Source organism: Deinococcus multiflagellatus, assembly GCF_020166415.1.
Lineage (GTDB): Bacteria > Deinococcota > Deinococci > Deinococcales > Deinococcaceae > Deinococcus > Deinococcus multiflagellatus.
The window spans coordinates 237,429-262,219 of sequence record NZ_JAIQXV010000001.1 but is presented as its reverse complement, the minus strand read 5'-3'; the positions used below and the strand labels follow the sequence as shown (position 1 = coordinate 262,219).

25 protein-coding genes are annotated in these 24,791 nt (G+C 68.8%); 17 read left to right on the top strand and 8 right to left on the bottom strand.

Annotated features, from left to right (window positions below; translation table 11 throughout):
* The first annotated feature begins 146 nt into the window (after positions 1–146).
* From K7W41_RS01260 to K7W41_RS01245, 4 genes are all read left to right on the top strand, one after another.
* Positions 147–1,196, top strand: a complete 1,050-nt coding sequence (locus K7W41_RS01260; protein WP_224603928.1) for a M24 family metallopeptidase — start codon at positions 147–149, stop codon at positions 1,194–1,196.
* Positions 1,193–1,723: an RlpA-like double-psi beta-barrel domain-containing protein gene (locus K7W41_RS01255; protein WP_224603927.1), complete on the top strand. Its 531-nt coding sequence runs from the start codon at positions 1,193–1,195 to the stop codon at positions 1,721–1,723. Before K7W41_RS01260 ends, K7W41_RS01255 begins: the two co-directional genes overlap by 4 nt.
* A gap of 99 nt (positions 1,724–1,822) precedes the next feature.
* A complete protein-coding gene (locus K7W41_RS01250) occupies positions 1,823–2,278 on the top strand; it encodes a YbjN domain-containing protein (RefSeq protein WP_221088793.1) in 456 nt (151 codons plus the stop codon).
* 201 nt (positions 2,279–2,479) lie between these two features.
* Positions 2,480–3,616, top strand: a complete 1,137-nt coding sequence (locus K7W41_RS01245) for an acyl-CoA dehydrogenase family protein (RefSeq protein ID WP_224603926.1) — start codon at positions 2,480–2,482, stop codon at positions 3,614–3,616.
* A gap of 203 nt (positions 3,617–3,819) precedes the next feature.
* Here the strand turns inward: K7W41_RS01245 and K7W41_RS01240 are convergent, their stop codons facing one another.
* Positions 3,820–4,293 carry a hypothetical protein gene (locus K7W41_RS01240; RefSeq protein ID WP_224603925.1) on the bottom strand — a complete coding sequence of 158 codons (474 nt, stop codon included), beginning with the start codon at positions 4,291–4,293 and terminating at the stop codon, positions 3,820–3,822.
* A gap of 132 nt (positions 4,294–4,425) precedes the next feature.
* Here K7W41_RS01240 and K7W41_RS01235 point away from each other — a divergent pair, with 132 nt between their 5' ends.
* The 3 genes from K7W41_RS01235 (at position 4,426) to argC (ending at position 8,355) form a co-directional block, all read left to right on the top strand.
* Positions 4,426–4,773: a hypothetical protein gene (locus K7W41_RS01235; protein WP_224603924.1), complete on the top strand. Its 348-nt coding sequence runs from the start codon at positions 4,426–4,428 to the stop codon at positions 4,771–4,773.
* Between the two features lie 126 nt (positions 4,774–4,899).
* Positions 4,900–7,191: a protein translocase subunit SecD gene (secD, locus tag K7W41_RS01230; protein WP_224603923.1), complete on the top strand. Its 2,292-nt coding sequence runs from the start codon at positions 4,900–4,902 to the stop codon at positions 7,189–7,191.
* Positions 7,192–7,305: 114 nt separating this feature from the next.
* The gene (argC, locus tag K7W41_RS01225; RefSeq protein WP_224603921.1) at positions 7,306–8,355 is read left to right on the top strand and encodes an N-acetyl-gamma-glutamyl-phosphate reductase; all 1,050 of its coding nucleotides are present in this window, start codon (positions 7,306–7,308) and stop codon (positions 8,353–8,355) included.
* 63 nt (positions 8,356–8,418) lie between these two features.
* Here the strand turns inward: argC and K7W41_RS01220 are convergent, their stop codons facing one another.
* Together K7W41_RS01220 and K7W41_RS01215 are read right to left on the bottom strand one after the other, a co-directional pair.
* A complete protein-coding gene (locus tag K7W41_RS01220) occupies positions 8,419–9,264 on the bottom strand; it encodes an MBL fold metallo-hydrolase (RefSeq protein WP_224603919.1) in 846 nt (281 codons plus the stop codon).
* Positions 9,265–9,325: 61 nt separating this feature from the next.
* Positions 9,326–9,760: a damage-inducible protein DinB gene (locus K7W41_RS01215; RefSeq protein ID WP_224603917.1), complete on the bottom strand. Its 435-nt coding sequence runs from the start codon at positions 9,758–9,760 to the stop codon at positions 9,326–9,328.
* 173 nt (positions 9,761–9,933) lie between these two features.
* Between K7W41_RS01215 and K7W41_RS01210 the strand changes: the two genes are divergently transcribed.
* On the top strand, positions 9,934–10,401 hold the full coding sequence (locus tag K7W41_RS01210; RefSeq protein ID WP_224603915.1) for a response regulator: 468 nt from the start codon (positions 9,934–9,936) through the stop codon (positions 10,399–10,401).
* Between the two features lie 117 nt (positions 10,402–10,518).
* On the opposite strand, the gene K7W41_RS01205 is transcribed toward K7W41_RS01210, so the two are convergent.
* The gene (locus K7W41_RS01205; RefSeq protein ID WP_224603912.1) at positions 10,519–11,661 is read right to left on the bottom strand and encodes a hypothetical protein; all 1,143 of its coding nucleotides are present in this window, start codon (positions 11,659–11,661) and stop codon (positions 10,519–10,521) included.
* On the bottom strand, positions 11,658–12,461 hold the full coding sequence (locus K7W41_RS01200; RefSeq protein ID WP_224603910.1) for a TrmH family RNA methyltransferase: 804 nt from the start codon (positions 12,459–12,461) through the stop codon (positions 11,658–11,660). Before K7W41_RS01200 ends, K7W41_RS01205 begins: the two co-directional genes overlap by 4 nt.
* 66 nt (positions 12,462–12,527) lie before the next feature.
* On the opposite strand from K7W41_RS01200, the gene K7W41_RS01195 reads away from it, so the two are divergent.
* The 4 genes from K7W41_RS01195 (at position 12,528) to K7W41_RS01180 (ending at position 15,540) form a co-directional block, all read left to right on the top strand.
* On the top strand, positions 12,528–12,938 hold the full coding sequence (locus tag K7W41_RS01195; RefSeq protein ID WP_224603909.1) for a YchJ family protein: 411 nt from the start codon (positions 12,528–12,530) through the stop codon (positions 12,936–12,938).
* A gap of 8 nt (positions 12,939–12,946) precedes the next feature.
* On the top strand, positions 12,947–13,879 hold the full coding sequence (locus K7W41_RS01190; protein ID WP_224603908.1) for a prohibitin family protein: 933 nt from the start codon (positions 12,947–12,949) through the stop codon (positions 13,877–13,879).
* A gap of 3 nt (positions 13,880–13,882) precedes the next feature.
* Positions 13,883–14,428 (top strand): hypothetical protein, encoded by a 546-nt coding sequence (locus K7W41_RS01185; protein WP_224603907.1) that lies wholly within the window; start codon positions 13,883–13,885, stop codon positions 14,426–14,428.
* Between the two features lie 227 nt (positions 14,429–14,655).
* The gene (locus K7W41_RS01180) at positions 14,656–15,540 is read left to right on the top strand and encodes an NAD(P)-dependent oxidoreductase (protein WP_224603906.1); all 885 of its coding nucleotides are present in this window, start codon (positions 14,656–14,658) and stop codon (positions 15,538–15,540) included.
* A 48-nt stretch (positions 15,541–15,588) separates the two neighbouring features.
* Here K7W41_RS01180 and K7W41_RS01175 read toward each other — a convergent pair whose 3' ends face one another.
* Together K7W41_RS01175 and K7W41_RS01170 are read right to left on the bottom strand one after the other, a co-directional pair.
* Positions 15,589–15,798 carry a hypothetical protein gene (locus K7W41_RS01175; protein ID WP_221088779.1) on the bottom strand — a complete coding sequence of 70 codons (210 nt, stop codon included), beginning with the start codon at positions 15,796–15,798 and terminating at the stop codon, positions 15,589–15,591.
* A gap of 366 nt (positions 15,799–16,164) precedes the next feature.
* On the bottom strand, positions 16,165–17,625 hold the full coding sequence (locus K7W41_RS01170) for a glycoside hydrolase family 3 protein (protein ID WP_318010884.1): 1,461 nt from the start codon (positions 17,623–17,625) through the stop codon (positions 16,165–16,167).
* A gap of 841 nt (positions 17,626–18,466) precedes the next feature.
* Here K7W41_RS01170 and K7W41_RS01165 point away from each other — a divergent pair.
* From K7W41_RS01165 to K7W41_RS01145, 5 genes are all read left to right on the top strand, one after another.
* Entirely contained in the window at positions 18,467–18,763 is a 297-nt protein-coding gene (locus K7W41_RS01165; protein WP_224603905.1) for an extracellular solute-binding protein, read from the top strand.
* A gap of 74 nt (positions 18,764–18,837) precedes the next feature.
* Positions 18,838–19,458 carry a hypothetical protein gene (locus K7W41_RS01160; RefSeq protein WP_224603904.1) on the top strand — a complete coding sequence of 207 codons (621 nt, stop codon included), beginning with the start codon at positions 18,838–18,840 and terminating at the stop codon, positions 19,456–19,458.
* Positions 19,459–20,084: 626 nt separating this feature from the next.
* Positions 20,085–21,662, top strand: coding sequence for an ABC transporter substrate-binding protein (locus K7W41_RS01155; RefSeq protein ID WP_224603903.1), 1,578 nt, complete (start codon positions 20,085–20,087; stop codon positions 21,660–21,662).
* A gap of 181 nt (positions 21,663–21,843) precedes the next feature.
* Positions 21,844–22,872 (top strand): ABC transporter permease, encoded by a 1,029-nt coding sequence (locus tag K7W41_RS01150; protein WP_224603901.1) that lies wholly within the window; start codon positions 21,844–21,846, stop codon positions 22,870–22,872.
* 17 nt (positions 22,873–22,889) lie between these two features.
* On the top strand, positions 22,890–23,891 hold the full coding sequence (locus K7W41_RS01145) for an ABC transporter permease (RefSeq protein ID WP_224603898.1): 1,002 nt from the start codon (positions 22,890–22,892) through the stop codon (positions 23,889–23,891).
* A gap of 84 nt (positions 23,892–23,975) precedes the next feature.
* On the opposite strand, the gene K7W41_RS01140 is transcribed toward K7W41_RS01145, so the two are convergent.
* Complete coding sequence (locus K7W41_RS01140) at positions 23,976–24,725, bottom strand: shikimate dehydrogenase (RefSeq protein WP_224603894.1); 750 nt, start codon at positions 24,723–24,725, stop codon at positions 23,976–23,978.
* Between the last annotated feature and the right edge of the window lie 66 nt (positions 24,726–24,791).

Below are 24,791 nucleotides of genomic sequence, written 5' to 3'. Positions count from 1 at the left end.
GGGAGTGGGGCCCCAGACTGTGAGGCCGTTTTCGTTTGTCCCAAGAGATGAGTATAAGCGCACCGGGGATTGCCCCGTCCCGGCTGTCCCCAGACCGGGGACAAGAGGAGGGGCGCAGCGGCAGGCCGTGTTACCGTGGGCCGGTCATGACTCAACTGGAACAGATGCGCTCGGCGCTGAGCAGGGCTGGCCTGGGCGGCGCGTGGATCAGCGAGCCGGCCCATATCCGGCTGCTCAGCGGCTTCACCAGCGGCGCCGACGCCAAGCTGCTGCTCACCCCGGGCGGCGTGACGCTGTACACCGACGCCCGCTACGAGGTGCAGGCGCAGGAAGAAACGCGCGTGCCCACCTTTATTGCGCGCCCGCCGGAAACCCTGGAGCACGCCGCCGCGCAGGTGGCGGGACTGCGGATCGGCTTTGAGGCCGAGCACCTCACGGTGGCGGCGCTCGACGAACTACGCGAATACTGGCCCGGCGCCGCGCTGGAGCCGCTGGGGCCGGTGCTGCGCGAGCTGCGCATGGTCAAGACGGCGGTGGAAATTGAGGCCATCCGCGACGCGCAGACGCTGGCCGATCAGGTGTTTGCCGAGGTGCGCCCGCTCATCCGGGCGGGGGTGCGCGAGCTGGACATTGCCATTGAGATCGAAACGCGCCTGCGCCGGGCGGGGGCGACGGTGGCGTTTGACGTGATCGTGGCCAGCGGGCCGCGCGGGGCGATGCCGCACGGGGTGGCCTCGGCGCGGGTGATTGAGGACGGCGAACTGGTGACCGTGGACATGGGCGCGCGGCTGCGCGGCTACCACAGCGACATGACGCGCACGGTGGCCGTGGGCGAGCCCGGCGAGGAGCTGCGCCGGGTGTACCGCGCGGTGCTGGAGGCCGAAGAAGCGGCGGTGGCGGCGGTGCGGCCCGGCGTGCGGGCGGCCGACCTGGACAAACTGGCGCGCGACCTGCTCACCGGGCACGGGCTGGGCGAGGCTTTTGCGCACTCGCTGGGGCACGGCATTGGCCTGAACGTGCATGAGGGCCCGGGGCTGCGCAAGGTCAGCGAGGATGTGCTCCAGGCGGGCATGGTCATCACCATTGAGCCCGGCGCGTATCTGCCCGGCGTGGGCGGCGTGCGCATTGAGGATCTGGTGCTGGTCACGGATGACGGCCATGAGGTCCTGAGCCACAGCGAGAAGGAGCGCCTTTGAGGGCGGCGCTGCTGCTGGCCTGTGCGCTGCTGGGGGCCGCGGGCGCCACGCCCTACCGGGTGCAGCCGGGTGACACATGGTGGAGCCTCGCGCGGCGCAGCGGGGTGAGCGTGGCGGCCCTGCAGGCCCTGAACGGGGGCGGCGGGCTGCTGCGCGCTGGGGCCACGGTGCAGCTGCCGGCCAGCGGGGGCGGGGCGGTAGCGGCCATTCCGGCCCGGCCCGCCACGGTGCGGGCCATGAGTGCGCCGGCGCCCAGCGTGTTTCAGCGCGGGCAGGCGGTGTACTACGGCGGCCGGCGCGACAGCCGCACGGTGATGACGGCTGCGCACCTCACGCTGCCCTTTGGGACCTGGGTGCGGGTGACGCACGCGCGCACCGGGCGCAGTGTGGACGTGCTGATCAACGACCGGGGGCCTTTTGGCAACGGCGCGCGGATCATTGACCTGTCGAACGAGGCCGCCGCCGCGCTGGGGATGCTCAGCGAAGGGGTGGCGCCCGTGACCCTGACGGTCCTGAGCCGGCCCTGAGCCCCAGCCTGACCCGGGCGGGTGTTAGAATCGCGCCGGGTTTCAACCACAGACAGACGATTTGCTGATGTGCTTCACCCACCGAGGAGGATGGTTTCAATGACGATGGAAACGGCGCTGCTGACCCTGGACACCCTGGCGAAGTACCTGAAGGACAAGGAAGTCCAGCTGGACATGGAAGAGAACAACGGTCAGCGCTTCATCCGCATGGGCTGGCGCTTCGAGATGGGCGACGCGGCCGTGCTGGTCAGCGTGAACGACGGCCCGAACAACACCAGCCGCCTGGAGATCACCTGCGTGACCCAGAAGCAGTACGGTGACCGCCGCGTGGAAGTCGTGAACATGCTCAACGACCGCAACCGCGAGCGCGCCTTTGCCCGCAGCATTGACGCCGACGGCAACGTGTGGCTGGAATACGTGGGCTTCTACCCCACCCTGGCCGAAATGCCCCAGGAAACCTTCGACACGCTGTTTGGCGGCGTGCTGATGCACTTCCAGGACGACTACGCCGCGCTGGAGGGCTTCGTGCCCCAGGCGCAGCAGCCCCAGGCGTAAGCGGGCTCATGGGCGGGACTTCCCCGCCCTTTGTCTTGCGCTACTAAGTGAATAGATTCACGATTTTGCCAGATCGTGAAGTTTTTGTTTCTTGGTCAGTTGCTGGGCTGCTGTGGAAGGCCCAGCTGCCTGATAGATTGAACCCAGTTCAAACCTCTGGTCTCGCCCGCCTGTGGGCGGCCACCCTTCAAGGAGTCTCGCATGGATTTCACCCTGTCCGATGAACAGCGCCAGTTGCAGCAGCTGGCCCGCGATTTTGCCCGCAAGGAAATCATTCCGATTGCCGCCGAATACGACCAGAAGGAAGAACTGCCCTGGCAGGTCGTGGAAAAGGCCTTTGAAGTGGGCCTGCTCAATCCCAGCATTCCCGAGCACGCGGGCGGCCTGGGGCTGGGCATGTTCGACGAGTGCCTGATTGGCGAGGAACTGGCCTACGGCTGCATGGGCATCTACACGGTGCTGATGGCCTCTGAGCTGGGGATTGCCCCGGTCTTGATCGGCGGCACCGAGGAGCAGCAGAAGCGCTTCCTGGGCCCGCTGACCGCGAAGGCGGGGCTGGCGGCCTTTGCGCTGAGCGAGCCCAACAACGGCTCGGACGCGGCGGCGATGGGCACCACTGCGGTGCTGGACGGCGACGAGTGGGTGATCAACGGCACCAAGATGTGGATTTCCAACGGCGGGCTGGCCGAATTCACCGTGGTGTTCGCCACCACCGACAAGCAGGGCGGGCACAAGGCCACGGTGGCGCTGGTGGTGCCCAAGGACGCGCCCGGCTTTTCCTGGAACAAAATTAAGCACAAGATGGGGCAGCGCGCCTCGCTGACCAGCGAACTGGTGTTCGAGAACGTGCGGGTGCCGCGCGAGAACCAGCTGGGCGGCCTGGGCGACGGCTTCAAGATTGCCATGAAGACGCTGGACAAGACCCGTATTCCGGTGGCGGCGGGCTCGGTGGGCATTGCCCGGCGGGCCATGGAAGAGAGCATCAAGTACGCCAAGGACCGCGAGGCCTTTGGCAAGCCGATTGCCACCTTCCAGGCCATTCAGTTCAAGCTGGCCGAAATGGCGATGGGCATTGAGACGGGCCGCCTGATGTACCAGAAGGCCGCGTGGCTGGTGGACCAGGGCCTGCCGCACGGCTTTGAAAGCGCCATTGCCAAGGCGTACTGCAGCGAGATGGCGTTCAACGCCGCCAACGAGGGCATTCAGGTTCACGGCGGCTACGGCTACGTGGGCGAGTACCCGGTGGAAAAGCTGCTGCGCGACGTGAAACTGAACCAGATTTACGAGGGCACCAACGAGATTCAGCGCGTGGTGATCAGCCGGCAACTGCTGAAGTAAGGGCGACAGGAAAGCGGCGGAGGGAACAGTCCTCCGCCGCTTTGCCGTTGGGTGTAGGTGGATCTGGGGGTACTTCTTATTCCCTCAGCTGGGGGGACAGGGGCCACCCTGGGAAGGCTGAGGACGATGGGCGGCCCCTCTGGCCCCTCTCCTCTGCTGGGCCGCGCCTGAGCTGGCCTGAGGGGAGAAGGGCTTTTAAAGCCTCAAGTGCCGCTCGGGGTGCCAGACGCCGGGGCCGCCTGCCCCTGGCTGCCCGGCAGGGCGCCGCGCGGGCCGTGGTCGTAGTCATGGCCCGGCCCGCCCCGGCCACCAGGGCCGCCAAAGCCGCGCCGGCCGAAGCCCAGGGGGTGGTCTTGCAGGTGGGCTTTCATCTCGGCGGCGCGGTCGCTGGGCACGTCGCCGGCCTTCACCGCCTGGTCAATGGTGGCGTTGCCGGCCGAGACCGCAGCGGCGCGCAGTTTGTCCACGGTGACGCCCAGTGTGGCGGCCAGCTTTTGCAGGTACACGTCGCCGTAGTTGGTGCCAGACGGAGTGCGGGGGCCCGGCTGGGGGGTCTGGGGCTGTGCCTGGGCGGCGGGGGCGCTGCGGGCGGGGGCGCCAGCGGTCACGGTGCCGGCCAGCACCACGCCAGCGGTAAGGGGCAGGGCAGCGAGGGCAATCAAGGGCAGTCGTTTCATGGGGAACACTCCTGGAAAGAGGGCGCGGACGCGGGGCGGGCGGGGTGGGAAGGGCCCTTTCCCACAGGCGGCAGTGTGCGGGCACGCCGTTAAGTCGCGGCTAAAGCGCCGGGTGCGCTATGCTGGGTCGCCTTGCGAGACCGGAGTGGCTTTTTTCTAACGTGGCGGCCTGTGGCCCGCGCGTGGCCTGGGCTGGTCTCGCTGATTTCGCTGCTGGCGGTGCTGCTGGGCACGGCGCCCACGCTGCCGCCCGACAGCGGGGGCCTAAGCGCCGCCGGGCGCCTGACCCCCGCGCTGCCGGAGTTGCGCCCGGCCTCACCGCCTGGGGCGCCGGTGCCCATGACGGCCGGCACCCCGCCCGAGCCGCTGGTGCTGCCCACGGTGCGCCTGGGGGCGCCCGCCGCGCCGCTGGCGTGGCAGGCCCCGCTGCGGCGCCCCCGCCTGAGCGAGCTGGGCCGCCGGCAGACAGACGGGGGCTAGGCCGGAGGGTTGACCGCCGGGCGACGCCCGGCGCACAGGGGGGCCTGCTGGTCCCCGGAACACGCGCCCAGGGCGCTTCCTGCCCTCTTAATCCCCATTTCATTCTGAACCTCTGGAGTTTTTCCTGTGACTTACGGCAACAACCGAAACAAAGACGGGCGCCGCACCCCGACCAAACGCGCGGCCCCCACCGCCAGCCGACCCAATCCCTGGACCGGCCTGCTGCTGGTGCTGACCCTGCTCGCCAGCCTGCTGTACATCTGGCGCCCCTGGGAACACCGCGACAACCTGTGGTCCCTGTGGGGCGACAAGTTCCAGTTCATGACGCTGGGCCTGGACCTCAAGGGCGGGCTGCGTATTGAGCTGGCCCCCGAAAGCGGCACCGCCACCCGTGAAGAGCTGGACCGGGTGAAGACGGTGATCGAAAACCGCATCAACGCGCTGGGCGTGGCCGAACCCACGGTGACCATTGCCGGCGGCAAGCGCGTGGTCGTGGAGATCCCTGGCGCCACCCCGGCGGTGCAGGACCGGGCGCGCAACATCATCAAGCAGACCGCGCGCCTGGAATTCCGCGTGGTGCAGGACGGCGCGCAGCCGGATCAGGCCCTGCAGGCCCGCAACCCGCGCACCGGGGGCTACACCCTGGCGCAGCTGGGACCGGTGGCCGCCACCGGTGAAGTGATCAAGGACGCCCGGGCCGCCACCGATCCGCAGACCGGGCGCTGGCTGGTGACCTTCCAGAACACTGACAAGGGCGCGCAGACCTTTGGCGACTTCACCGGCAAGAACGTGGGCAAGCTGATGGCCGTGGTGCTGGACGACCAGATCCAGTCGGTGGCCACCATTCAGCAGCGCCTCTTCCGTGACGTGCAGATCACCGGCAATTTCGATGCCACCGAGTCGCAGCAGTTGGCGCTGGTGCTCAAATCGGGCGCGCTGCCCATCAAGATCAAGACGGAGGCCGAGCAGGCCATCGGGCCGACGCTGGGCGCCGACGCCATTCGCAGCGGGGCCATTGCCGCGCTGGTGGGCATCGGCATGGTCTTCGTGCTGCTGTTCGTGTACTACGGCTTCTGGTTCGGCCTGGTGGGCGCGCTGGGCCTGCTGTTTTCCAGCATCGTGATTATCGGCCTGCTGGCGGGCCTGGGCGCCACGCTGACGCTGCCGGGCATCGCGGGTCTGGTGCTGACCATCGGCGCGGCCGTGGACGGCAACGTGATTTCCTTTGAGCGCATCAAGGAAGAGCTGCGCAGGGGCAAGGGCATCAAGAACGCCATCGGGGCAGGCTACGACCACTCCACCGCGGCCATTCTGGACGTGAACGCCTCGCACCTGCTCTCGGCGCTGGCGCTATACACCTACTCCACGGGCGCCGTCAAAGGCTTCGCCGTGACCCTGATGATCGGCGTGGTGGCCTCCACCTTCTCGAACCTCGTGTTCGCCAAGTGGTTCATTCAGTGGCTGGCGCAGCGCAGGCCCAACATGAGCGCGCCGCAGTGGATCACCAACCCGCGCATTGACTTTATTCGCCCGGCGCCGATCATCACGAGCCTCAGCGTGCTGCTGGCGATTGTGGGCGGCGGCATTCTGGCCACACGCGGCCTGAACTTCGGCGTGGACTTCACCAGCGGCACCACCATCTCGGTCAAGACCAGCGCGGCCACCTCCACCGAGCAGGTGCGCGCCGCCGCCACCGGGGCGGGCGTGCAGAAGGTGAACCCGCAGAGCACGGTGATTCAGCGCACCGTGACCCCGGGCCTGGAAGGGGCGTCGTACACCATCAAGGTGCCCGAACTGAACCGCGACGAGATCAACCGCGTTTCGGCCGCCATCACCAAACTGCCGCAGGGCGAGAAACTGTCGGATGAAACGGTGGGCCCGGCGGTGGGCCAGGAACTCACCCAGAAGACCCTCTACGCCGTGCTGGTGGGCATGGGCCTGATTCTGGTGTACGTGGGCTTCCGCTTTGACTTCGTGATGGGCCTGGGCAGCATTCTGGCGGTGCTGCACGACGTGGGCATCGTGATGGGGCTGTATTCGCTGCTGGGGCTGGAATTTACGATTGCCAGCGTGGCGGCCCTGCTGACCCTGATCGGCTACTCGCTGAACGACTCGATCATCGTCTCTGACCGTATCCGCGAGAACATCCGCGAGATGCGCGGGCGGCCCTACCGCGAGATCGTGAATGCCTCGATCAACCAGACGCTCTCGCGCACGGTCATGACCTCGGTGGCCACCATGCTGCCGCTGCTGAGCCTGCTGATTTTCGGCGGCCCGGTGCTGCGCGACTTTTCACTCGTGCTGCTGGTGGGCATCCTGGTGGGCACGTACTCCAGCATCTACATCGTGGCGCCGCTGGTGGTGTACTTCGAGGAATGGAAGGTCCGCCGCAAGACGGGTACCCCGGCCAAAGCGTAAACCCAACCTCCTCTTTGCCGCCCCTCCCCCGGGGCGGCTTTTCGTTTGGCAGATAAAGACAGGGGATAGCTGTCACTCTACAGGTCACCCTCCCCCGGGCTATGCTGCGGGGCGATGAGCCTACACGAGCAGAAGACGGTCGCCATTGTGGGGGGCAGCGGATACGCAGGCGGGGAATTCCTGCGGCTGGCGCTGGGGCACCCGCACCTGCAGGTCACGCAGGTAACCAGTGAGCGTAGCGCCGGCACGCCGGTCAGTCTGGTGCATCCCAACCTGCGCGGGCGCACCAACCTTAAGTTCCGCAAGGCGGCCGAGTTAGATGAAGCCGACATTCTGGTGCTGGCGCTGCCGCACGGGCACGCCGCCAAACGGCTGGCGGAATTCGAGGGCAAGGCGCGGGTGATCGTGGACCTGTCGGCCGATTTCCGGCTGAAGGACCCGGCTGTGTATCAGGCCACCTACGGCGAGCCGCACCCCACGCCGGAGCGGCTGGATGAATGGGTGTACGGCAACCCGGAGCTGCGCCGCGAGGCGTTGCGCGGCGCAACCCGGATTGCCTGCGCGGGCTGCTTTGCCACCAGCGTGATTCTGGCCCTATACCCGCTGCTGAAGCTGGGCGTGCTGCTGCCGAGGGACATCATTGCCACCGGGCTGGTAGGGTCCAGCGCGGCGGGGGCCAGCGCCACGGACGGCAGCCACCACCCGGAGCGGGCGGGCAGTCTGCGGGTGTACAAGCCGGTGGGCCACCGCCACACCGCCGAGGCGCAGCAGGAACTCCCCGGGCACTTTCCGCTGCACCTGACGGCCATCTCCACGCCGCGCGTGCGCGGCATCCTGACCACCGCCCACGCCTGGATTCCCGACGGCTACAGCGACCGCGACGTGTGGAGCGCCTACCGCGAGGTCTATGGCCAGGAGCCGTTTATCCGCATCGTGAAGGTGGCCCGGGGCATTCACCGCTACCCGGACCCCATGCTGCTGGACGGCACGAACTACTGCGACCTGGGCTTCGAGATGGACATGGACACCGGCCGCGTGGTCCTGATGAGCGCCATTGACAATCTGGTCAAGGGCACGGCCGGCCACGCCATTCAGAGCCTGAACGTGGCCCTGGGGTGGCCAGAGACGACGGGGCTGGAGTTCGCGGGGCTGCACCCGGCGTAGGGTGTGAGTAGAGCGTGGTGAGTGGAAAAGGCCAGGGTGGTCCCACTTCCCACTTTCCACTGCCTACTCACCGCCTTTCAGCACAAAACCGCCCTTCGGATTCGCCTGCAACTGGGCAAAGGCAACCTCGGGGTCGTGGGGGGTGCAGATGACGGCGCCTTCTTCAAACCACTGGCCCAGGTAGCGCTTGCGGGTTTCCAGGGTGGTCACCGGGTACAGGTCGTAGCCCATGATGTACGGCACCGGTGCGTGGGCCAGGGTGGGGATCAGGTCGGCCACGTACACCAGCATCTGCCCGCCGGCGCGCAGCACCACGCCCTGCTGGCCCAGGTTGTGGCCGGGCAGGGGCAGAACGCTGAGGCCAGGGCGCAACTCGTGTTCGCCGTCCACCACCTCGAACAGCCCCGCGTCGGCAATGGGGTCAATGGTGGCCGGCACATAGCTGGCGCGGTTGCGTTCGTGGGTGTGGCGGGCGTCATGCAACTCCTGCTGCTGCACCACATAGCGGGCGTTGGGGAAGGTGGGCTCGCCGCTCAGGGTCACGTTGCGCCCGGCGTGGTCAAAGTGCAGGTGGGTGTTGATCACGAGGTGAATGTCCTCGGGGCGTAGGCCCACGGCGCCTAAGCCGCGAAAAACGCTTTCGTCGCGCTCAAGGGCGTACATGGCCTCGAACTTCTCGCCGCCCTGGTCCCAGAAGCCGGTTTCCACGAGGATGTTCTCGCCGCCCAGCTGAATCAGCAAAGGGTTGATGCGCAGGCGGATGCGGTTGAGTTCATCGGCGGGGGCCACCCGTTCCCACAGCACCTTGGGCACGCTGCCGAACATGGCGCCGCCGTCGAGGCGAAACTGCCCATCGGTGAGGGAATGCACGCGCACGTCGCCAAACTGCCGCTGCTTGAGCCAGGTCATGGATTGCAGGCTAACAGACGTTTGTTGGGGTCGGGGAAGGTGGGAGAGCGAGTACGGCTGTTCACCCGGGCTCAGGCAGGGTGCCGTACAGGCGGCGCAGCAGGGCCACCTGACCCCAGTGGTAGGCGCTGTGGGCGGCCAGATCGGTCAGGATGTCGCGGGCGCGCTGGGAGGGGTCCTGGGCCAGCAGCTGCGCTTCGGGCAGGGCCACCTGCAACTCGGTCAGGGCGTGGTTGAACTGAGCTTCATTGACGGGTTCCTCGGGCCAGACTGCCAAACCTTCGGGCCACCCCTGCGCGCGCCCTGAGGCAAGGTCCAGACTGGCGCGGGTGGTCACGGCAAGATGCACCAGCAGCCCGGCCAGGGTGTAGGGCACGCCCGGCACAGGGCGCTGGGCGTCGGCCCAGGTGAGGCCAGCGAGCAACTCGGCCGGGGCGCGGAAGGCGGCGCCGCCCACCAGGGCGTACTGCAAGACGTTCAGCGGAGGCGTGCTCATGGCCCCCAGCCTACGGCCCAGGCCCCAAGCTGACGAAGGCTTCAAGGGAGCCTCAAGAGCACCTCGTCGGACCCTAAAGTCGAGCTGGGGTCAGGGCTCAGTCAGCGCTGCCACACTACAGATCAGGGCGGCGCACCGTCAGCCCGCCAACGTTCTTTTTAGAGGTTTGACCGATGACGCACGACACCCCGCCCCCCACCGCCATTCAGATTCTTCTGGTCGAGGACAGCGAGCCGGACATCCTGCTGACCCAGGAGGCGTTTGCCGAAGCGGGCATCACCAATGAGCTGTCTGTGGCGCGTGATGGGGTCGAGGCGCTGGAGCGCCTGCGCACCCCCGGCGCCATGCCCCGGCCAGATGTGATTCTGCTGGACATCAACATGCCGCGCATGAACGGCCTGGAGTTTCTGCGCGAGATCAAGCGCGACCCCCAGCTGATGACCATTCCCGTCATCATGCTGACCACCAGCGAGGCCGAAGAGGACATTCTGCGCTCCTACGAGGCTTTTGCTGCCAGTTACGTGGTCAAGCCGGTGGACTTTGACCGGTTCTACTCGGCTATTCAGGCCCTCGGGCGCTACATGGTCACCATCGTGCGGGTGCCAGGGCCCGGTGAGGCCACGGGGCGGCGCTCGGCCTAAGGACGACCGGTGGTTCCCACACAAGTGTCCTGCCCAAGCGACGGCCAGCACTTGCTCTGTTCATACTGGAGGGCCCCAGGCACTGTCCCTGGGGCCCTACCGATTTTGCCCTGAACGCTAGCCCTCGCTGACCAGGGCTTCGAGCAGGCGCAGGGCTTCTTCCAGGCGGTGGGCCTGCACGCGCGCAGCCGTGCGGGTCTGGCGCCACTCCAGGCGCACGCGGGCGAGGCTCAGGGCGTCGGCACCCAGACTTGAAACCTGCAGGGCGCGCCGCTCCAGGGTCTCCACCTTGGCGGCGAGGTCGCGCAGCGCGGCCTGGTGGGCGCGGGCCGCGCCCAGGGTGGCGTCCAGTTGGGCCTGGGCTTCCTGCTGGGCGGCGTGCAGGGCGCGCTGCGCCTGGGCCACCTGCGGGGCCCCCTCGCCGGCCTCGCCCGCCTGCCACTGCGCGTAGTTCAGGGCGTGGCGGGCGCGCAGCACGTTGGGGTGCAGCGGCACGCCCAGGGAAAAGCGCGCGGTATTCAGGTCAAGGTCCAGCATCGTCAGGGGCGTGTCGGCGTCGCTCAGGTCAATGAGGGGGGTAAAGGCTTCCAGAAAGGCGGCGGTCTGGCTGGCCATCAGGCGGGTGTGGGCCAGTTGCCCGGCCACCGGCTGCCCGGCGCGGGCGGCTTCGTCCAGTTCGGCCACGTTCAGCTGCAGCAGTTCGCTCTGGGCCGCGGCGGCGGCCACCTGATCGGCCACCTCAATGCGGGCGTGGTCGGCGCGCAGCTTGCTCAGCATTTCCTCGGTTTCCCAGCGTCTCACTTCGGCCTGGGTCGCCTGCACGTCCCACTCGGCGGCGCGCTCCAGGGCGCGCAGGTCCGGGTTCTGGCGAATGGCGGCGAGGCTGCGCCCGGCGATCTCGGCGTGCGAGCGGGCCAGCAGCAGCGGCAGGTCGTGGGCCCGGCGGCCCCACTTGATCGGGCCTGGGGCCGGGGCAATCGGCCCGGGGGTGGGCTGCGCGGGCACCGGCACGGTTTCGGCAAACCGCGCGAGGTCCAGGGTGGTGCTCTCCAGCCACTTGTCGGCGCGGGCGTCGCCGTAGGTGCTCTGCATCAGGGTGTAGACGTCCTGCAGCACGGCCACCACGTCACGGGGACCCAGGGCGCGCAGGGCGGGCCAGCCCCGGCGCTGAATGGCGCCCTGCACGGCCTGCTCGGCTTCGCGCACGCCCAGTTCCACACTCAGGCGGGCCTTGAGCCAGTCGCGGTAGGGATCACTCATACGGCCTCCTGTTGCGGGGTGCGGCGCTGGCGGGCGCATTCGTACAGCATCAGGGCGGCGGCGGTGGCGACATTCAGGGAATCGGCGCCCCGGCCCTGCATGGGAATGCTCAGGGCGTGGTCGGCGCGGCGCCACTCGCCGGGCAGGCCCTCGTGCTCGGTGCCCAGCAGCAGGGCCACGCGGCCCGTCAGGGGCGCGTCCCAGTAGGTGCGCGGGGCGTCGGGGGTACAGGCAAAGGTGGTAAAGCCGCGCGCCGAGAGCCACGCCAGGGCCTCTGCCTCGTCCAGCACCGCCACCGGCAGGGCAAACACGCTGCCCTGCGAGGCGCGGATCACATTGGGGCCGTAGGGGTCGGCGCCCCGGCCCAGCACCAGCACGCTGTGGGCCCCGGCGGCGTCGGCGCTGCGCAGGATGGCGCCCACGTTGCCGGGTTTTTCCAGGCCGTGCAGGACCACCGTGACCGCCTGGGGCCCGGGTTCGGGCAGCGTGGGGTGCGGTGTGGGGGCCAGGGCCAGCAGGCCGTCGGGGTGCTCACGGCCACTGACCTTGTCAAAGGCGGCGCGGCTCAGTTCGGTGACCGGGCCCAGGGTGGGGGCCAGCGCGGCGGCTTCGGGGCTGTGCAGGGCGGGGCAGGAAAACACGCTTTCGGGGCGCACGCCGGCTTGCAGGGCGCGGGACAGTTCGCGCGCGCCTTCGATCAGGATGGTGCCGCTGCGCTCGCGTTCGCGCCGCTCGCGCAGGCGCACGAGCCGCTTGATCTGCGGATTTTGCAGGGAGGTGATGGGGGCGGGCGCGGTCATGGGTTCTGATTATGCCGCGCGGCGCGCCGGGCCGCAGGCGGGGGGCAAATGCTCTAGGGTGGGCGCATGGCGCTGGCCTTTCCCCCGTTCAAATCGTGCCCGTGTGGGTCTGGGCGCAGTTACGCCCACTGCTGCTCGCCGCTGCACGCGGGCGCGGCGGCCCAGAGCCCGGAAGCGCTGATGCGCTCGCGCTACTGCGCCTACGCGCTGGGGGACGCCGGGTACGTGCTGCGCACATGGCACCCGGACACGCGCCCGGCGGAGCTCACGCTGCAGCCAGGCACGCGCTACGTGGGCCTGCGCGTTCACCGCGCGGCGGGCGAAGAGGTGGAATTCACCGCGCAGCTGAAACTGCCCGGCGGCGAGCGCTACAGCTTCCGCGAGCGCAGCGTGTTCCGGCAGGAGGGCGGGCAGTGGTTCTACCTGCGCGAGGCCGAAACGGCCGAGGTGGGAACGGGCGCCCGCGCCGCCCCGTAGCATGGGGCATGACGGACAATGGGGTGAAGGGAAAGGTGGGCGCAGGCACGCCGCTGGGGCTGAAGCCGCCCGGGCGAGGGGTGGCGCTGGCGGTGGGTGGGCTCGTGGTGGCCGCGCTGCTGGTGGGCCAGAGCGTGAAGGTCATTCCGGCGGGCTACGTGGGCGTGGTGTTCAGTGCGCTGAGCGGGGTCAAGGGTGGCGTGCTGCAAGAAGGCATTCACTTTCTGGTGCCGTTCGTGGACCGGGTGAACCTTTACGACGCCCGCCTGCAGGAAGTGACGCTGGCCCACAACGTCAACGACGGGGATGAGGGGGCCATCCGGGCGCGCAGCAAGGAGGGGCTGGACATCACGGCGGACGTGACGGTGCAGTTCCGCATTGACCGGGCCAAGGCGGCCATTTTGCACAAGGAACTGGGGCGCAACTACCTGCAGACCGTGATTCGGCCCCAGGTGCGCAGCAAGGTGCGCGACGCCATCGGGCAGTTCAGCGCCGCCGACATCATCAGCACGCAGCGGCAAGCGGTGGAGGCCAGCATCACGGCGGCGCTGCGGCAGGTCTTCGAGCGCAACAATCTGGTGCTCGACAGCGTGTTGCTGCGCGAACTGCGCATTCCCGACAGCATCGCCAAGGCCATTGAGCAGAAGCAGACGGCCGAGCAGCAGGTGGCCGTGGAAAGAAACCGGCTGCAGCAGGCCAACATCAGCGCCCAGCGCGCGGTGGTGGAGGCCGAGGGCGCGGCCAAGGCGTCGGTGGCCAAGGCGCGCGGCGAGGCCGAGGCGCTGTCGCTGCGCGGGCGGGCCCTGCGCGAGAATCCGCAGCTGATTCAGCTGACGGTGGCCGAGAAGCTGGCCCCTGGCATTCAGACCGTGATGCTGCCCAGCGACGGCAACTTCCTGCTGGACGTGGGAAACCTGACCAAACCCAAGAGCGGCAACTGAGCCGTGAGCGCCATTCTGGTTCTGATCGTCATTTTTGCCGGGATCGCGGGCATCGTGTACGTGGACAACACCACCAAGCGCGGCCGGGCGCTGCCAGCGGGCCGGCGAGCGGCCCTGCCCGAGCCGGCGGCGGCCCCCGCTCTGCCCGCCCCCATCCCCGACGCCGCCGAGACGCTGGCGCTGCGGCTGCCTGAGCCGGCCCGCACCCAGGCGTGGGCGCTGCTGTGCCGCGTGGCTGACGCCCTGGCCCATGAGGGAAACGACGCCCGCACCACGTTCCTGCTGACGCAAACGCGCGCGGAGTACCTGCCCGAAACCCTGCGCGCCTACCTGCAGCTGACCCCGGAGGCCCGGGGGGTGCTGCTGCGCCAGGGCCAGCCGGCCGAGGTGCTGTTGCAGGAGCAACTGACCCTGCTGGACGACGGCGTGCGCGAGGCCGTCCGGCGCGACCATGCCGCCGCCGACCGCCTGCTCACCCAGGGCCGCTTTCTGCGCGAGCGCTTTGGCGCGGGGGCCAGCGAGTGGCAGTTGCCCAACGAGAAGGGGTGAGCCGACTTCGGGGACATTCCGAAACGGGCCACGGAATGTCTTCGGCCAAAGGGAAAAAACAGCGGATTCCCAGGAAGTGAATCTGGAAAACGCCGCAGGAAAGAAACATCCGGTGCTGTTCCAGATGGTCCGGAGTTGAACGGCAGTCTGGAAGCGCCTCCCGGGTGCAGCACAGGGGGCTGGGCAACGGTGAAGCCCGCCACGGGTTCATGCACTAGCCTGCGGGCATGACCACCACGGCATTTCTGGGACTGGGCGCGATGGGTTTTCCCATGGCGGCGCATCTGGCACAGCGGGCGGCGGCGCAGGGGGGCCGCGCGCTGGTGTGGAACCGCACGGCCGCGCGGGCGGCGGCGCACGCGGCGCAGCACGGCAGCGAGGCGGTGAATCTGAGCGGGGCCGCCCAGGCCGACATGGTGCTCACCTGCCTGCCCACCAGCGCCGAGGTGGACGAGGTGCTGACCACACTGGCCCCCAGGTTGCGGCCCGGCACCGTGTGGGTGGACTGCACCAGCGGGCACCCGGAGGCCGCGCGGCGGCAGGCGGCGGCCCTGGCCGAACGCGGCGTGACCTTTCTGGACGCCCCGGTGAGCGGCGGCACGAACGGCGCCCAGGCCGGCACCCTGACGGTCATGGTGGGTGGGGACGAAGTGGCCCTGCAGCGCGTGGCGCCGGAACTGGCCTTTGCAGGCAAGGTGGTGCATGTGGGCGGCAGCGGCGCGGGCTTCGCGGTGAAGGCGGTGAACAACGCCCTGCTGGCCGTGAACCTGTGGGCGGCGGGCGAGGGGCTGGCGGTGCTGGGGCGCGCGGGGGTGGACCTGGGCGCGGCCCTGGGCGTGATCAACGCCAGCAGCGGGCGCAGCAACGCCACCGAGAACCTGATCGGCCAGCGGGTGCTGACGCGCGAGTTTCCCGCCACCTTTGCCCTGGGGCTGCTGGCCAAGGATGCCGGGATTGCCGCCGAATTGACGGGCGCCGTGAAGGGCAGCGCGCCTGTGCTGGCGCAGGTGGCGGCCCTGGTGCGCGGCGCAGCCGGCGTGGTGGGCCCAGACGCCGACCACACGGCCGCGCTGAAGCTGATTGAGGCGATGAACGGCCTGGAATTGAAGTAAGGGTGGTAGAGAACCAACTCTGCCGCCCCCTCCGTTACTTTTCCACCGTTAGCGCATTCCGGGGTCGGCCTGGAGCTTGCGCTGCTCCATCAGGCCCATCAGGCGCAGCCACTCCTCTTCGGGCAGGTCGTCCAGGGCGTGGCCGTCGTGGGCATCGCTCAGGAGGTCGCGCATGATCAGGGCCTCGCGGTCGGTGGTGGTCTGGGCGCCCATGCGGGCCAGAATGGGCTCCAGGGGCATAAACCGTGAAATCTTCATGGGGCGAGGGTAGGTGAGAGGTGGGAGCGGGACGTGAACGGGGCAGAAGGGCGCCTTCACGTCGGGCGCGGCTCAGGGACACTCGGCAAGGGTTCGGGCGGTTTGCAAAGCCAGTGAGGTTGCAGCCGGGAAAATGTCGTCTGGGGCACAGGGCCTGCTCGCCTTCCTCAACCTCTGCAGCACATTCCTGCGCGTCCTTCTCAAGGGAACCCGGGGAAGCGCCGCGTTCACCGGATCATCCCAGCTGACCTGTTGGGCCTGGCCGCACCGTTACAAGCCTTGAGGCTTGAGCCAGTGGAAAACGAACGAACTCAGGAACCGCGTGGGCGGTTGATCTCCAGACCGGGCACGCCACTCTTTTCCCGGTCAGAACGGTGCCTTTCCGTCAGCGGTCTGCTCGCCGCGCAGCCACGCCAGCACGGCCCGGCGGGCTTCCGGACGAAAGCCGTAGGTGATCAGGGCCGGGGCGTCCACATCCAGAGCGGCGTAGGGGTTGTACAGGGCGAGGTGCAGGTCCGGCTGGGCGCCCTGAAGGGCCGGGGCGCGGTGACGGGCGGTCGTCGCCAGAATGATGGGCTTTCCGTGGGCGCGCAGGGCCGGCCAGTCCAGCTCTTCCGGGCGTTCGAAGGGGTGGAGGTGCACGTCGTAGACGGTGCCCAGTTCGCGGGCCAGGGTCTCGGCGTCGGCGCCGGCCTCGCTGACGTTGTGGCGTTCAGGAGTGCGGTGAGCCACCAACAGGATGCGCGAGCCGGGCGGGGGGGCCTGGGGCGTGCGGTAGGCGGTCAGGCCAGCGGCCCAGGCGCGGGCAAACAGGGCTTCATCGGCCCCGGGGTCGGGGGTGGGGGCCACCTGGGCGGGAAACGTCTGGGCCAGGGCGCGCAGGCGGCCCAGGCTGGCGGTCATCTGCGCGGGGTCCAGGCGGCCCGTGGCCAGGGCCTCGGCCACAGCGGCCAGGGTGGCGTCCTGCGCCTCGCGGCGGCCCAGGGCCATCACCAGATCAGCACCGGCCCCCAGGGCCAGCACCGCCGCCTCGCCGCGCCCGTAGTGGCCGTCGATGGCCTGCATGCCCATAGAGTCGGTGACGATCACGCCCTCGTAGCCCCAGTCGCGGCGCAGCAGGTCAGTCAGAATCGCCCGCGACAGGGTGGCGGGGTGCTGGGGGTCCAGGGCGGGATACACGATGTGGGCGGTCATCACCGCCGGGGCTTCGGGCAGCAGGGCGCGGAAGGGGGCCAGTTCGGTGGCGTCCAGCGCGGCGCGGGGTTTGGGCACGGTAGGCAGGGCAAGATGGCTGTCCAGCACCGTATCGCCGTGGCCGGGAAAATGCTTGACGCAGGCGGCCACCCCGGCCCCGGCGTGGCCCCGCAGCGCCGCGCGGCCGTGCCGGATCACGGCGGCGGGGTCGGCCCCGAAGGCCCGCTCGCCAATCACCGGGTTGGCAGGGTTCACGTTCACGTCCAGCACCGGGGCGAAGTTCCAGTTCACGCCCACCCGGCGCAGCTGCCGGGCCAGGGCGGCGCTCACGGCCCCGGTCAGTGCGGGGTCGTCGGCGGCGCCCAGCGTCATGGCCCCCGGGGCAAAGGGCCAGAACGTCGGGCGCAGGATCGCGCCGCCTTCGTGGTCCATGGCGATCAGGGCGCCGGCGCCCAGCACGGCGCGCAGGTCCGCGCACAGGGCGCGCAACTGGGGCTCGCTCTGCACGTTCTTGCCAAACAGGCACACGCTGCGGATGCCGCAGCGCTGCAGGTGGTCGGCGGTGTCGTCGTCCAGGGTGGGGCCAGGAATATCCACCATCAGCAGTTCGCCGGGCTGGGGCAGGGAGGTCACGGTGTGCAGCGTACGGCAGCCGGGGGCCGGGCGTGTGCACGGCGCGCTGGTGGTGGGTGTGCAGGCCGACGAGGGCCGCCCGCTGCGTGGCCACGGCCCAGATCGTGGCGCTGGGCGGGGCTGCGGACAGGAACGGCTGTGCCCACCACTGGCCTGACCAAGCAGGCCCACCCGGGCTCGCTGGTGTCTATGACGGCCACGCCGGAGGAGGCAGCCGCTGTGGGGGCCGACCTTGCAGGGACCACCATGAGCGGTCACACGCCCCACAGCCTGACCGGAGCCGAACCCCGATGTTGCGCTGAGCTGGGCGCTGGCGGCGGCCGACCTTCCCTCTGTGACCGAGGGGCGACTTCATAGCGTTGGGGTGGAAAGAGCGCAGGGGTGCTGTTCCATCGCCGGAGCCCCGTATATCGGCGCATTCGCTCTCCCGCGGAGCTTCACGAGGCCGTTCACCCCTCGTCTGCGGCTCACCTGAGTTCCGTATGGGGTAGCCACCGCACGGCGGAAGGGCGAGCAGGGGACAACCGAGCCTTCGGGCCGGGTGAGAGGTGCCCTGGACGGGGCCGTCTGCCGGAGGACCTCGCCACGTCCGAATGGCAGGGCCCGCGCTGGGCGCTGCAGTCTGGGTACGCCACAACGAAGCCGTTCCCTCTTCTGCGCCGCGCAAGGAGTCCTTATGGGTTCTGGACCATCAGCCGCGCGCCGCTGTACAACGACAAGATGAACCGCTTGATCGCGCCGTTCGAGAAGGAGAGCCCCTGTGGGGAACTCAAGTGGCTGGACATGCCCGCCACGGCCACGGAGCAGAAGCTGTCCCCGGCGGTGGCGGCCCCTGGCGGCGGTGAACCTCAGCAGCGCGGTGGCGGTCAAGCTGGCGCAGAAGAAGCCGCACTTCGCCTTGCCGCTCAGCCCCTTTCCCTTGAAGGGCAAGGTGTTGGGCGTGCCCTGGGACTGGGCGCCCAGGGTGGTGGCCCACACCACCGCCCTCTTCCGCATGGCGAGGCTGGCCCCCAATGTCCCCCCGCGCACCATCCAGACCCTGATGGCGGGGGCCAAGCAGATCAAGGACGAAACCGGGCTGCCCGGCTGGATGCCGAACATTCACGGCCTCAAAGGAGGCCAGGCGCGTGCCCAGTAGGCCCTGCAGGGCAGCGTGAAGGCAGAGAACGCCAGTCTGGAGGACGTGGGCTGCGGCGCGCGGCCACCCTGCTGGTGGCCCTGGGCGCGCTGGCCGGGGGTGGGGGCGCCCTCGCGGGTGGCGGCGGGCCCCCACCCGTGGACCTCTTCCGGGCCTACGAGATGCCCACCGACCGGCCCGCCATGCGCCCGGACGACCAGCCCGAGTTCCCGCTGGACGGCGCCCCGGATGACCCGGCGGTGATTGTGCCGGGCCTCTGGGACCAGAGCCCACGTGTGCTGCCGGGTACCCGGGTGGCGGTGCTGGTGACGGGCGAGGACCGCTTTGCCTACGTGGCCCCGCTGGAATCGCGCATTGGCGAGGCGTATCTACTGGTGGCCTGCCTGCCGGGCGGCGGGGCGCGGGTGGGGCTGAACTGGCCGCCCGCGCGGGGGCAGGGCGCAGCGGTGCGGTACGCGGCGCAGGTGGGCGGCGCGTGGCGAGCCCTGAACGTGACGGCGCCGCGAGCCGACCTGCCTGAATTCGTTCCCCTGGCCCCGGCAGACGGCGCCGCGCTGCTGGGGGCGCTGCGTCAGGGGCAGACGGTCAAGGTGCGGCGCACCGGGGCTGGCCAGACAGCCGTGCTGACCCTCCCCGGGCGCGGCATGGCGGCGGCGTGGCGCGAACTGGGCGCCTGCCGACCGGCGGCCCCCTGAGCGCGGCGCTGTGGGCGCTGGTCCTGTGCGCCCCAGCGCTGGCGGTGCCCGTTCCCCTCTCCCCTGATCCCGGAGGCGCGGGGGCAGCCGGGCCAGACGCTCCTTCCGGCGCCGCAGCAGGCCACCTTTCCGGCGGGTGTGCCGGCGCGGCCCCCGAACTGGGCTGGGACAGGTGCTGCCCGACGCGGCCGGGGCGTGGTGCGCCCGGTGGCCGAACCTGAACGGGCGGCGGGGCTTGTGCCCACAGGCCCGGCAGGCGACGCGCTGTGGGTCGGCCGCGCGGGCGCCACACCCCGCAGGACCCAAACGCTGCGGCAGCGGCGAGCCCCGGGGCGCCTGCACTGGGCCTGAAACGGCGTGACCGGTGGTGATCTGGCAGTGACTGTGCCGGTGCTGGAATGGATAAATCCGAAGCTGAACCTGACCATTCGCCGCGTGACCCTGGTGAGCGCCGGGGGCAACTGCTCGGCCTGACGGTCCTGGACCCGGAGCCTCGGGCGGGCGGCGCGCTTGACACCCTACAGGGCGGCCCCTACCCTGAACGCACGTTTGACTCTCTTTTCATCACGGTGGGGGCGCGGGGATGCCAGGAGCACCCGCAGACCCCTGCCCGTGACGGAGGTTCCATGAAGAAACTGCTTCTGACCGCCCTGCTCTCCACCCTCAGCGGCGCTTCGGCCGCCACCCTGGTGTTTGGCGGCAACGGCGAGCCCGTCAGCCTGGAGTCGGGGAACATCACCGACGGGATTTCCATTCTGGTGCAGCGCCAGATTTACGACACCCTGATTGACTTCAAAGACGGCACCACCGACCTCGTGCCCGGGCTGGCGACCAAGTGGACGCCCAACGCCAACAACACCTCCTGGACCTTCACGCTGCGCAAGGGCGTGCGCTTCCACGACGGCACCCCCTTCAACGCCGACGCTGTGGTGTTCAACCTGGGCCGCTGGTGGGACAAGGCGCACCCCTACGGCTTCCGTGACCAGGGCCGCACCTTCGAGATCATGGGTGAGCTGCTCGGCGGCTACAAGGGCGACGCCACGGCCGTCATCAAGAACATCGTCAAGGTGAACGACTCCACCGTGCGCGTGGACCTGAACAAGCCCTCCAGCGTGCTGCCCAACGTGCTGGCCGCCGGGTACTTCGGCATTGCCAGCCCCACAGCCATCAAGAAAGAGGGCGCCAAGTACGGCACGCCCGCCAGCAAGCCCGTGGGCACGGGGCCCTTCATCTTCCAGAGCTGGCGCACCGGGGACCGCGTGACCCTGCTGCCCAACAAGCTGTACTGGGGGGAAAAGGCCAAGGTGGACCAGCTGGTCATCCGCTCCATCAAGGACGCGTCGCAGCGCCTGAACGAGCTCAAGGCCGGCACGATTGATTTCGCCAACGACCTCACCCCCGACAGCCTCAAGAGCGTGCAGGCCGACAAGAACCTCGTGGCGGTCAAGCGCCCCAGCTTCAACGTGGGCTTCGTGTCGCTGAACAACCGCAACCAGTACCTGAAAAACGACAAGGTGCGCCAGGCCATCTCCATGGCGATCAACAAGAAGGAAATCGTGGACGCCTTCTGGAACGGCCTGGGGGTCAGCAACGCCAGCTTCCTGCCGCCCGTGATGAGCTGGGCCAACAGCCCCAAGGTGCCCGCCGACTACAAGTTTGATCCGCAGGCCGCCAAGAAGATGTTGGCCGACGCCGGCTACCCCAACGGCTTTACCCTGGACCTGTGGTACATGCCGGTGAGCCGCCCGTACTTCCCCACGCCCAAGCCGATTGCCGAAGCGATTGCCGCTGACCTGAGCGCCATTGGCATCAAGGTGAACCTGAAGACCGAGGACTGGGCCAAGTACCTGGAAGACCGCAACAAGGAACCCGGCTTCGACATGTACATGATCGGCTGGACCGGCGACTACGGCGACCCGGACAACTTCTACGGGGCGTACTACGGCGCCAACGCCAGCGACGACATCAACTGGAACCCCCCGGGCGTCGAGACGCTGCTGCAGCAGGGCCGCGCCGCTGCCACCCAGGCCGCCAAGGCCAAGGTATACCAGCAGCTGCACGAGCTGACCTACAACGCCGCGTACCGTATTCCCATGGTGCACTCCAACCCGCTGGCCGCCGCGCGCACCTACGTCAAGGGCTGGATTCCCAGCCCCCTGGGCAGCGAGGCGTTTAACACCATTTCCGTCTCTGGCAAGAAGTAAGTCTTGCCTGCACGGCCGCGCCTCCTTGCTGGGGCGCGGTCTTTGCTGGTGGGACAGGGCGTGCCAGAGCCGTGAGACCCGCTACACTGTGCGCCAATACTGATTTCCTGTTTGCCTGCGCTGGCTTTCCCCCGGCGCGGTCCGGTTTCCCGCTTCTTTCCTGTTTGTCTGGAGGTCTGCTTTGGGCAGTTACCTGATTCGCCGCCTGCTGCGGACCGTGCTGGTCATGCTGGGCATCAGTTTGGTGGTGTTTGTCTTTGTGCGCTCTATTCCCGGCGACCCGGCCGTGGCCATGCTGGGCGAACGCGCCACGCCCGAAGCGGCGGCGGCCCTGCGAGAGCAGCTGGGGCTGAACAAGCCCTGGTTTTTCAATCCGGCCAACCCCCTGGACGCCCAGTACCCCAGGTATATGGGTGCACTACTTCAAGGCGACTTGGGCGCGGGCATCAAAAGCAATATTCCGGTGCTGGATGACCTGAAGGCCCGCTTTCCTGCCACCGCCGAGCTGAGCGTCGCGGCGCTGCTCTTCGCCCTGCTGATCGGCATGCCCGCCGGCATTCTGGCGGCGCTGCGGCGCAACAGCATCTGGGACAACCTCGCCACCACCATTTCCCTGCTGGGCGTCAGCATGCCGGTGTTCTGGCTGGGCCTGCTGCTGTCGTACTTCTTTGCCGTGAAGCTGGGCTGGCTGCCGCCCAGTGGCCGCCTGGGGGCGGACTACGATATTCAGCCCATCACTGGGTTCTACATCCTGGACGCCCTGCTCCGTGGGCAGACAGCGGCTGCCTGGGACGCCCTGCGCCACCTTATTCTGCCGGCCATTGCGCTGGGCAGTATTCCGCTGGCGATCATCGCGCGGATTACCCGCTCCTCTATGCTCGACGTGCTGGGGCAGGATTACGTGCGCACGGCGCGGGCCAAAGGCCTGCCACCGCGCAGCGTCACCCTCAAGCACGCGCTGCGCACAGCGCTGCTGCCGGTGGTGACGGTCATTGGCCTGCAAGCAGGCGCGCTGCTGGGCGGCGCGGTCCTGACCGAAACCATTTTCTCCTGGCCCGGCATCGGCTCGTGGGTGTACGACGCCATCAGCCAGCGTGACTATCCCATTATTCAGGGCGGCGTGATTTTTGCCGCCCTGGTGGTCAGCCTCGCCAACCTGATTGTGGACCTGAGCTACGCGGCCCTGGACCCCCGCATTCAGTACAACTGAAAGGAACTGGTAAAGACATGACAACCGCAACCGTTCCTGTCACCAAACGCAAGCAAGAGAGCATTTTCTGGCGCCGCTTCCGGCGCTCCACCCCTGGTAAGGTCGGCGCGATCATCGTGGCCCTGTTCGTGCTCCTGGCTGTGTTCGCCAACGTCATCAAACCCTATGACCCGTTCACCGAGCAAAATCGTTACCGGCTGAACAACAAACCTCCCTCGGTCGCTGCGCTGTGGAACAAAGAAGTGGCCGAAATCTACAAAGACCCGGTCTCCGGCAAGGTCAATCTCTGGGCCGCACCTTTCGGCACCGCTGATCGCGGCGTCGATGTCATGACGCGGGTGCTGCACGGCACGCAGATCAGCTTAAAGGTGGGGGTGGTCAGCACCGTGCTCGCCTTGATTCTGGGTTCGCTACTGGGCGTGCTGGCGGGGTATTTTGGTGGCTGGCTGGATTCGGTGCTGGGCTACCTCACGGACGTGATGCTGGCTTTTCCCAGCATTCTGCTGGCCATCGGGTTTGCCAGTATTTTCTCCAGTGACAATCCACCGCTGCTGATTGCCGGCCTGGACCGCCTCTTTGCCCTGAAAAGCCCGCAACTCGTCACGGCCATGCTCGCCGTCTCTCTGGTGCAGGTGCCGGTGTATCTGCGGCTGGCGCGCGGGGTGGTGCTCTCGGTGCGTGAACGAGAGTTCGTGCAGGCGGCGGGCGCCCTGGGCGCCACCCAGGGCCGCATGATCTTTCGCCACGTGTTGCCCAACAGCCTCTCGCCATTGATTGTGCAGTCTGCCCTGAGCATTGCTACGGCCACCATTGAGGTGGCGGCCCTGGGCTTCCTGGGCATTGGCGCGCAGCCGCCCCTGCCGGAATGGGGGACCATGATTAGTGACAGCCGCCGTCTCTACTTGGACGCGCCGTGGACCATGGTGTTCCCGGGGCTGGCGATTTTCCTGACCGTGCTGGGCTTTAACCTGCTGGGCGACGGCCTGCGCGACGTGCTGGACCCCAGAAGCACCCAGTAGACGCTCTTTAAGTTTTCGCCCCCTCCGCGTAGTCAGGAGGGGGCTTCTGCTTTGCCTACATCCCACAACCCACGGCCCACATCCCTAGTCCAGCGCGTGCAGAGCCCCTTCCAGTTCCTGGGGATGAAAGCGCTGCCCGGTGGCGTGGGCCAGCTGGCGGGCCAGCCGGCGCAGGGGGAGGGGCCGCAGGTCCAGGCTGCTGGCGCCTGTGCCGCTCACGTTCGCGTGGCCGGTCAGGTCAATCACCGTGTGGTAGGGCTGCACGAGCCCGTGGGGCAGGTCGCCGCCGGTCAGCACGATCAGGTCGGCGCGGCCGGCCAGGTCCGTTACGCTGGGGTCACGGCGGCTGAGGGGATAGACGCGCACCCCGGCGGGGACGTCGCGGGCGGCGCGTTCGGCGTCCGGGGCGCTGGCGGCCACCACGCCCAGTTCGGTAAAGCCCAGCCGGGCCAGGGGCAAGGCCAGGGCCAGATCTGGCGCGTGCTGGCCCAGCAGCACGGCGCTGGCCCCGCGCGAGGCGTAGCCGCTGTCGTGCAGCACATCCGTCAGGGCGTCGGCCTCGGCAAAGGTGCCGTGCAGGCCGGCGGTAAAGGCCACGGCGTCCACCCGGCCCACCCGCCGGGCCGCGCTGTCGGGGGTCACCTTCTCAAAGGTGCTGGCCTGCTGGCTGGCGTGCACCAGCGCGCCGGTAAAGCGCAGGGCGCGGCAGGCCTCCAGCACGCTGGCGGGGTCGTCGGTGGGCACCGACACGGCCACCAGCCCCAGGTCGCGCAGGGCGCGCGCTGCCTGGGGGGCGTAACCGACGAGGGCCAGGGGCGTATCGAACGCGGGCATGGAGCACCAGTGTAGCCCAGGGGCCGCGCAGGCTGGCGCTGGGCGCCCTGCCTTTAGATGGGTCCT

What these genes read in the sequence shown, in the direction of transcription:
- K7W41_RS01240 (WP_224603925.1), bottom strand. Translation starts at nt 4,293, where the DNA reads ATGAAACGACTGCCCTTGATTGCCCTCGCTGCCCTGCCCCTTACCGCT.
- K7W41_RS01145 (WP_224603898.1), top strand. Translation starts at nt 22,890, where the DNA reads ATGACAACCGCAACCGTTCCTGTCACCAAACGCAAGCAAGAGAGCATT.
- K7W41_RS01195 (WP_224603909.1), top strand. Translation starts at nt 12,528, where the DNA reads ATGGCGCTGGCCTTTCCCCCGTTCAAATCGTGCCCGTGTGGGTCTGGG.
- K7W41_RS01245 (WP_224603926.1), top strand. Translation starts at nt 2,480, where the DNA reads ATGGATTTCACCCTGTCCGATGAACAGCGCCAGTTGCAGCAGCTGGCC.
- argC (WP_224603921.1), top strand. Translation starts at nt 7,306, where the DNA reads ATGAGCCTACACGAGCAGAAGACGGTCGCCATTGTGGGGGGCAGCGGA.
- K7W41_RS01215 (WP_224603917.1), bottom strand. Translation starts at nt 9,760, where the DNA reads ATGAGCACGCCTCCGCTGAACGTCTTGCAGTACGCCCTGGTGGGCGGC.
- K7W41_RS01205 (WP_224603912.1), bottom strand. Translation starts at nt 11,661, where the DNA reads ATGAGTGATCCCTACCGCGACTGGCTCAAGGCCCGCCTGAGTGTGGAA.
- K7W41_RS01250 (WP_221088793.1), top strand. Translation starts at nt 1,823, where the DNA reads ATGACGATGGAAACGGCGCTGCTGACCCTGGACACCCTGGCGAAGTAC.
- K7W41_RS01190 (WP_224603908.1), top strand. Translation starts at nt 12,947, where the DNA reads ATGACGGACAATGGGGTGAAGGGAAAGGTGGGCGCAGGCACGCCGCTG.
- K7W41_RS01140 (WP_224603894.1), bottom strand. Translation starts at nt 24,725, where the DNA reads ATGCCCGCGTTCGATACGCCCCTGGCCCTCGTCGGTTACGCCCCCCAG.
- K7W41_RS01220 (WP_224603919.1), bottom strand. Translation starts at nt 9,264, where the DNA reads ATGACCTGGCTCAAGCAGCGGCAGTTTGGCGACGTGCGCGTGCATTCC.
- K7W41_RS01210 (WP_224603915.1), top strand. Translation starts at nt 9,934, where the DNA reads ATGACGCACGACACCCCGCCCCCCACCGCCATTCAGATTCTTCTGGTC.
- K7W41_RS01155 (WP_224603903.1), top strand. Translation starts at nt 20,085, where the DNA reads ATGAAGAAACTGCTTCTGACCGCCCTGCTCTCCACCCTCAGCGGCGCT.
- K7W41_RS01175 (WP_221088779.1), bottom strand. Translation starts at nt 15,798, where the DNA reads ATGAAGATTTCACGGTTTATGCCCCTGGAGCCCATTCTGGCCCGCATG.
- K7W41_RS01260 (WP_224603928.1), top strand. Translation starts at nt 147, where the DNA reads ATGACTCAACTGGAACAGATGCGCTCGGCGCTGAGCAGGGCTGGCCTG.
- K7W41_RS01200 (WP_224603910.1), bottom strand. Translation starts at nt 12,461, where the DNA reads ATGACCGCGCCCGCCCCCATCACCTCCCTGCAAAATCCGCAGATCAAG.
- K7W41_RS01180 (WP_224603906.1), top strand. Translation starts at nt 14,656, where the DNA reads ATGACCACCACGGCATTTCTGGGACTGGGCGCGATGGGTTTTCCCATG.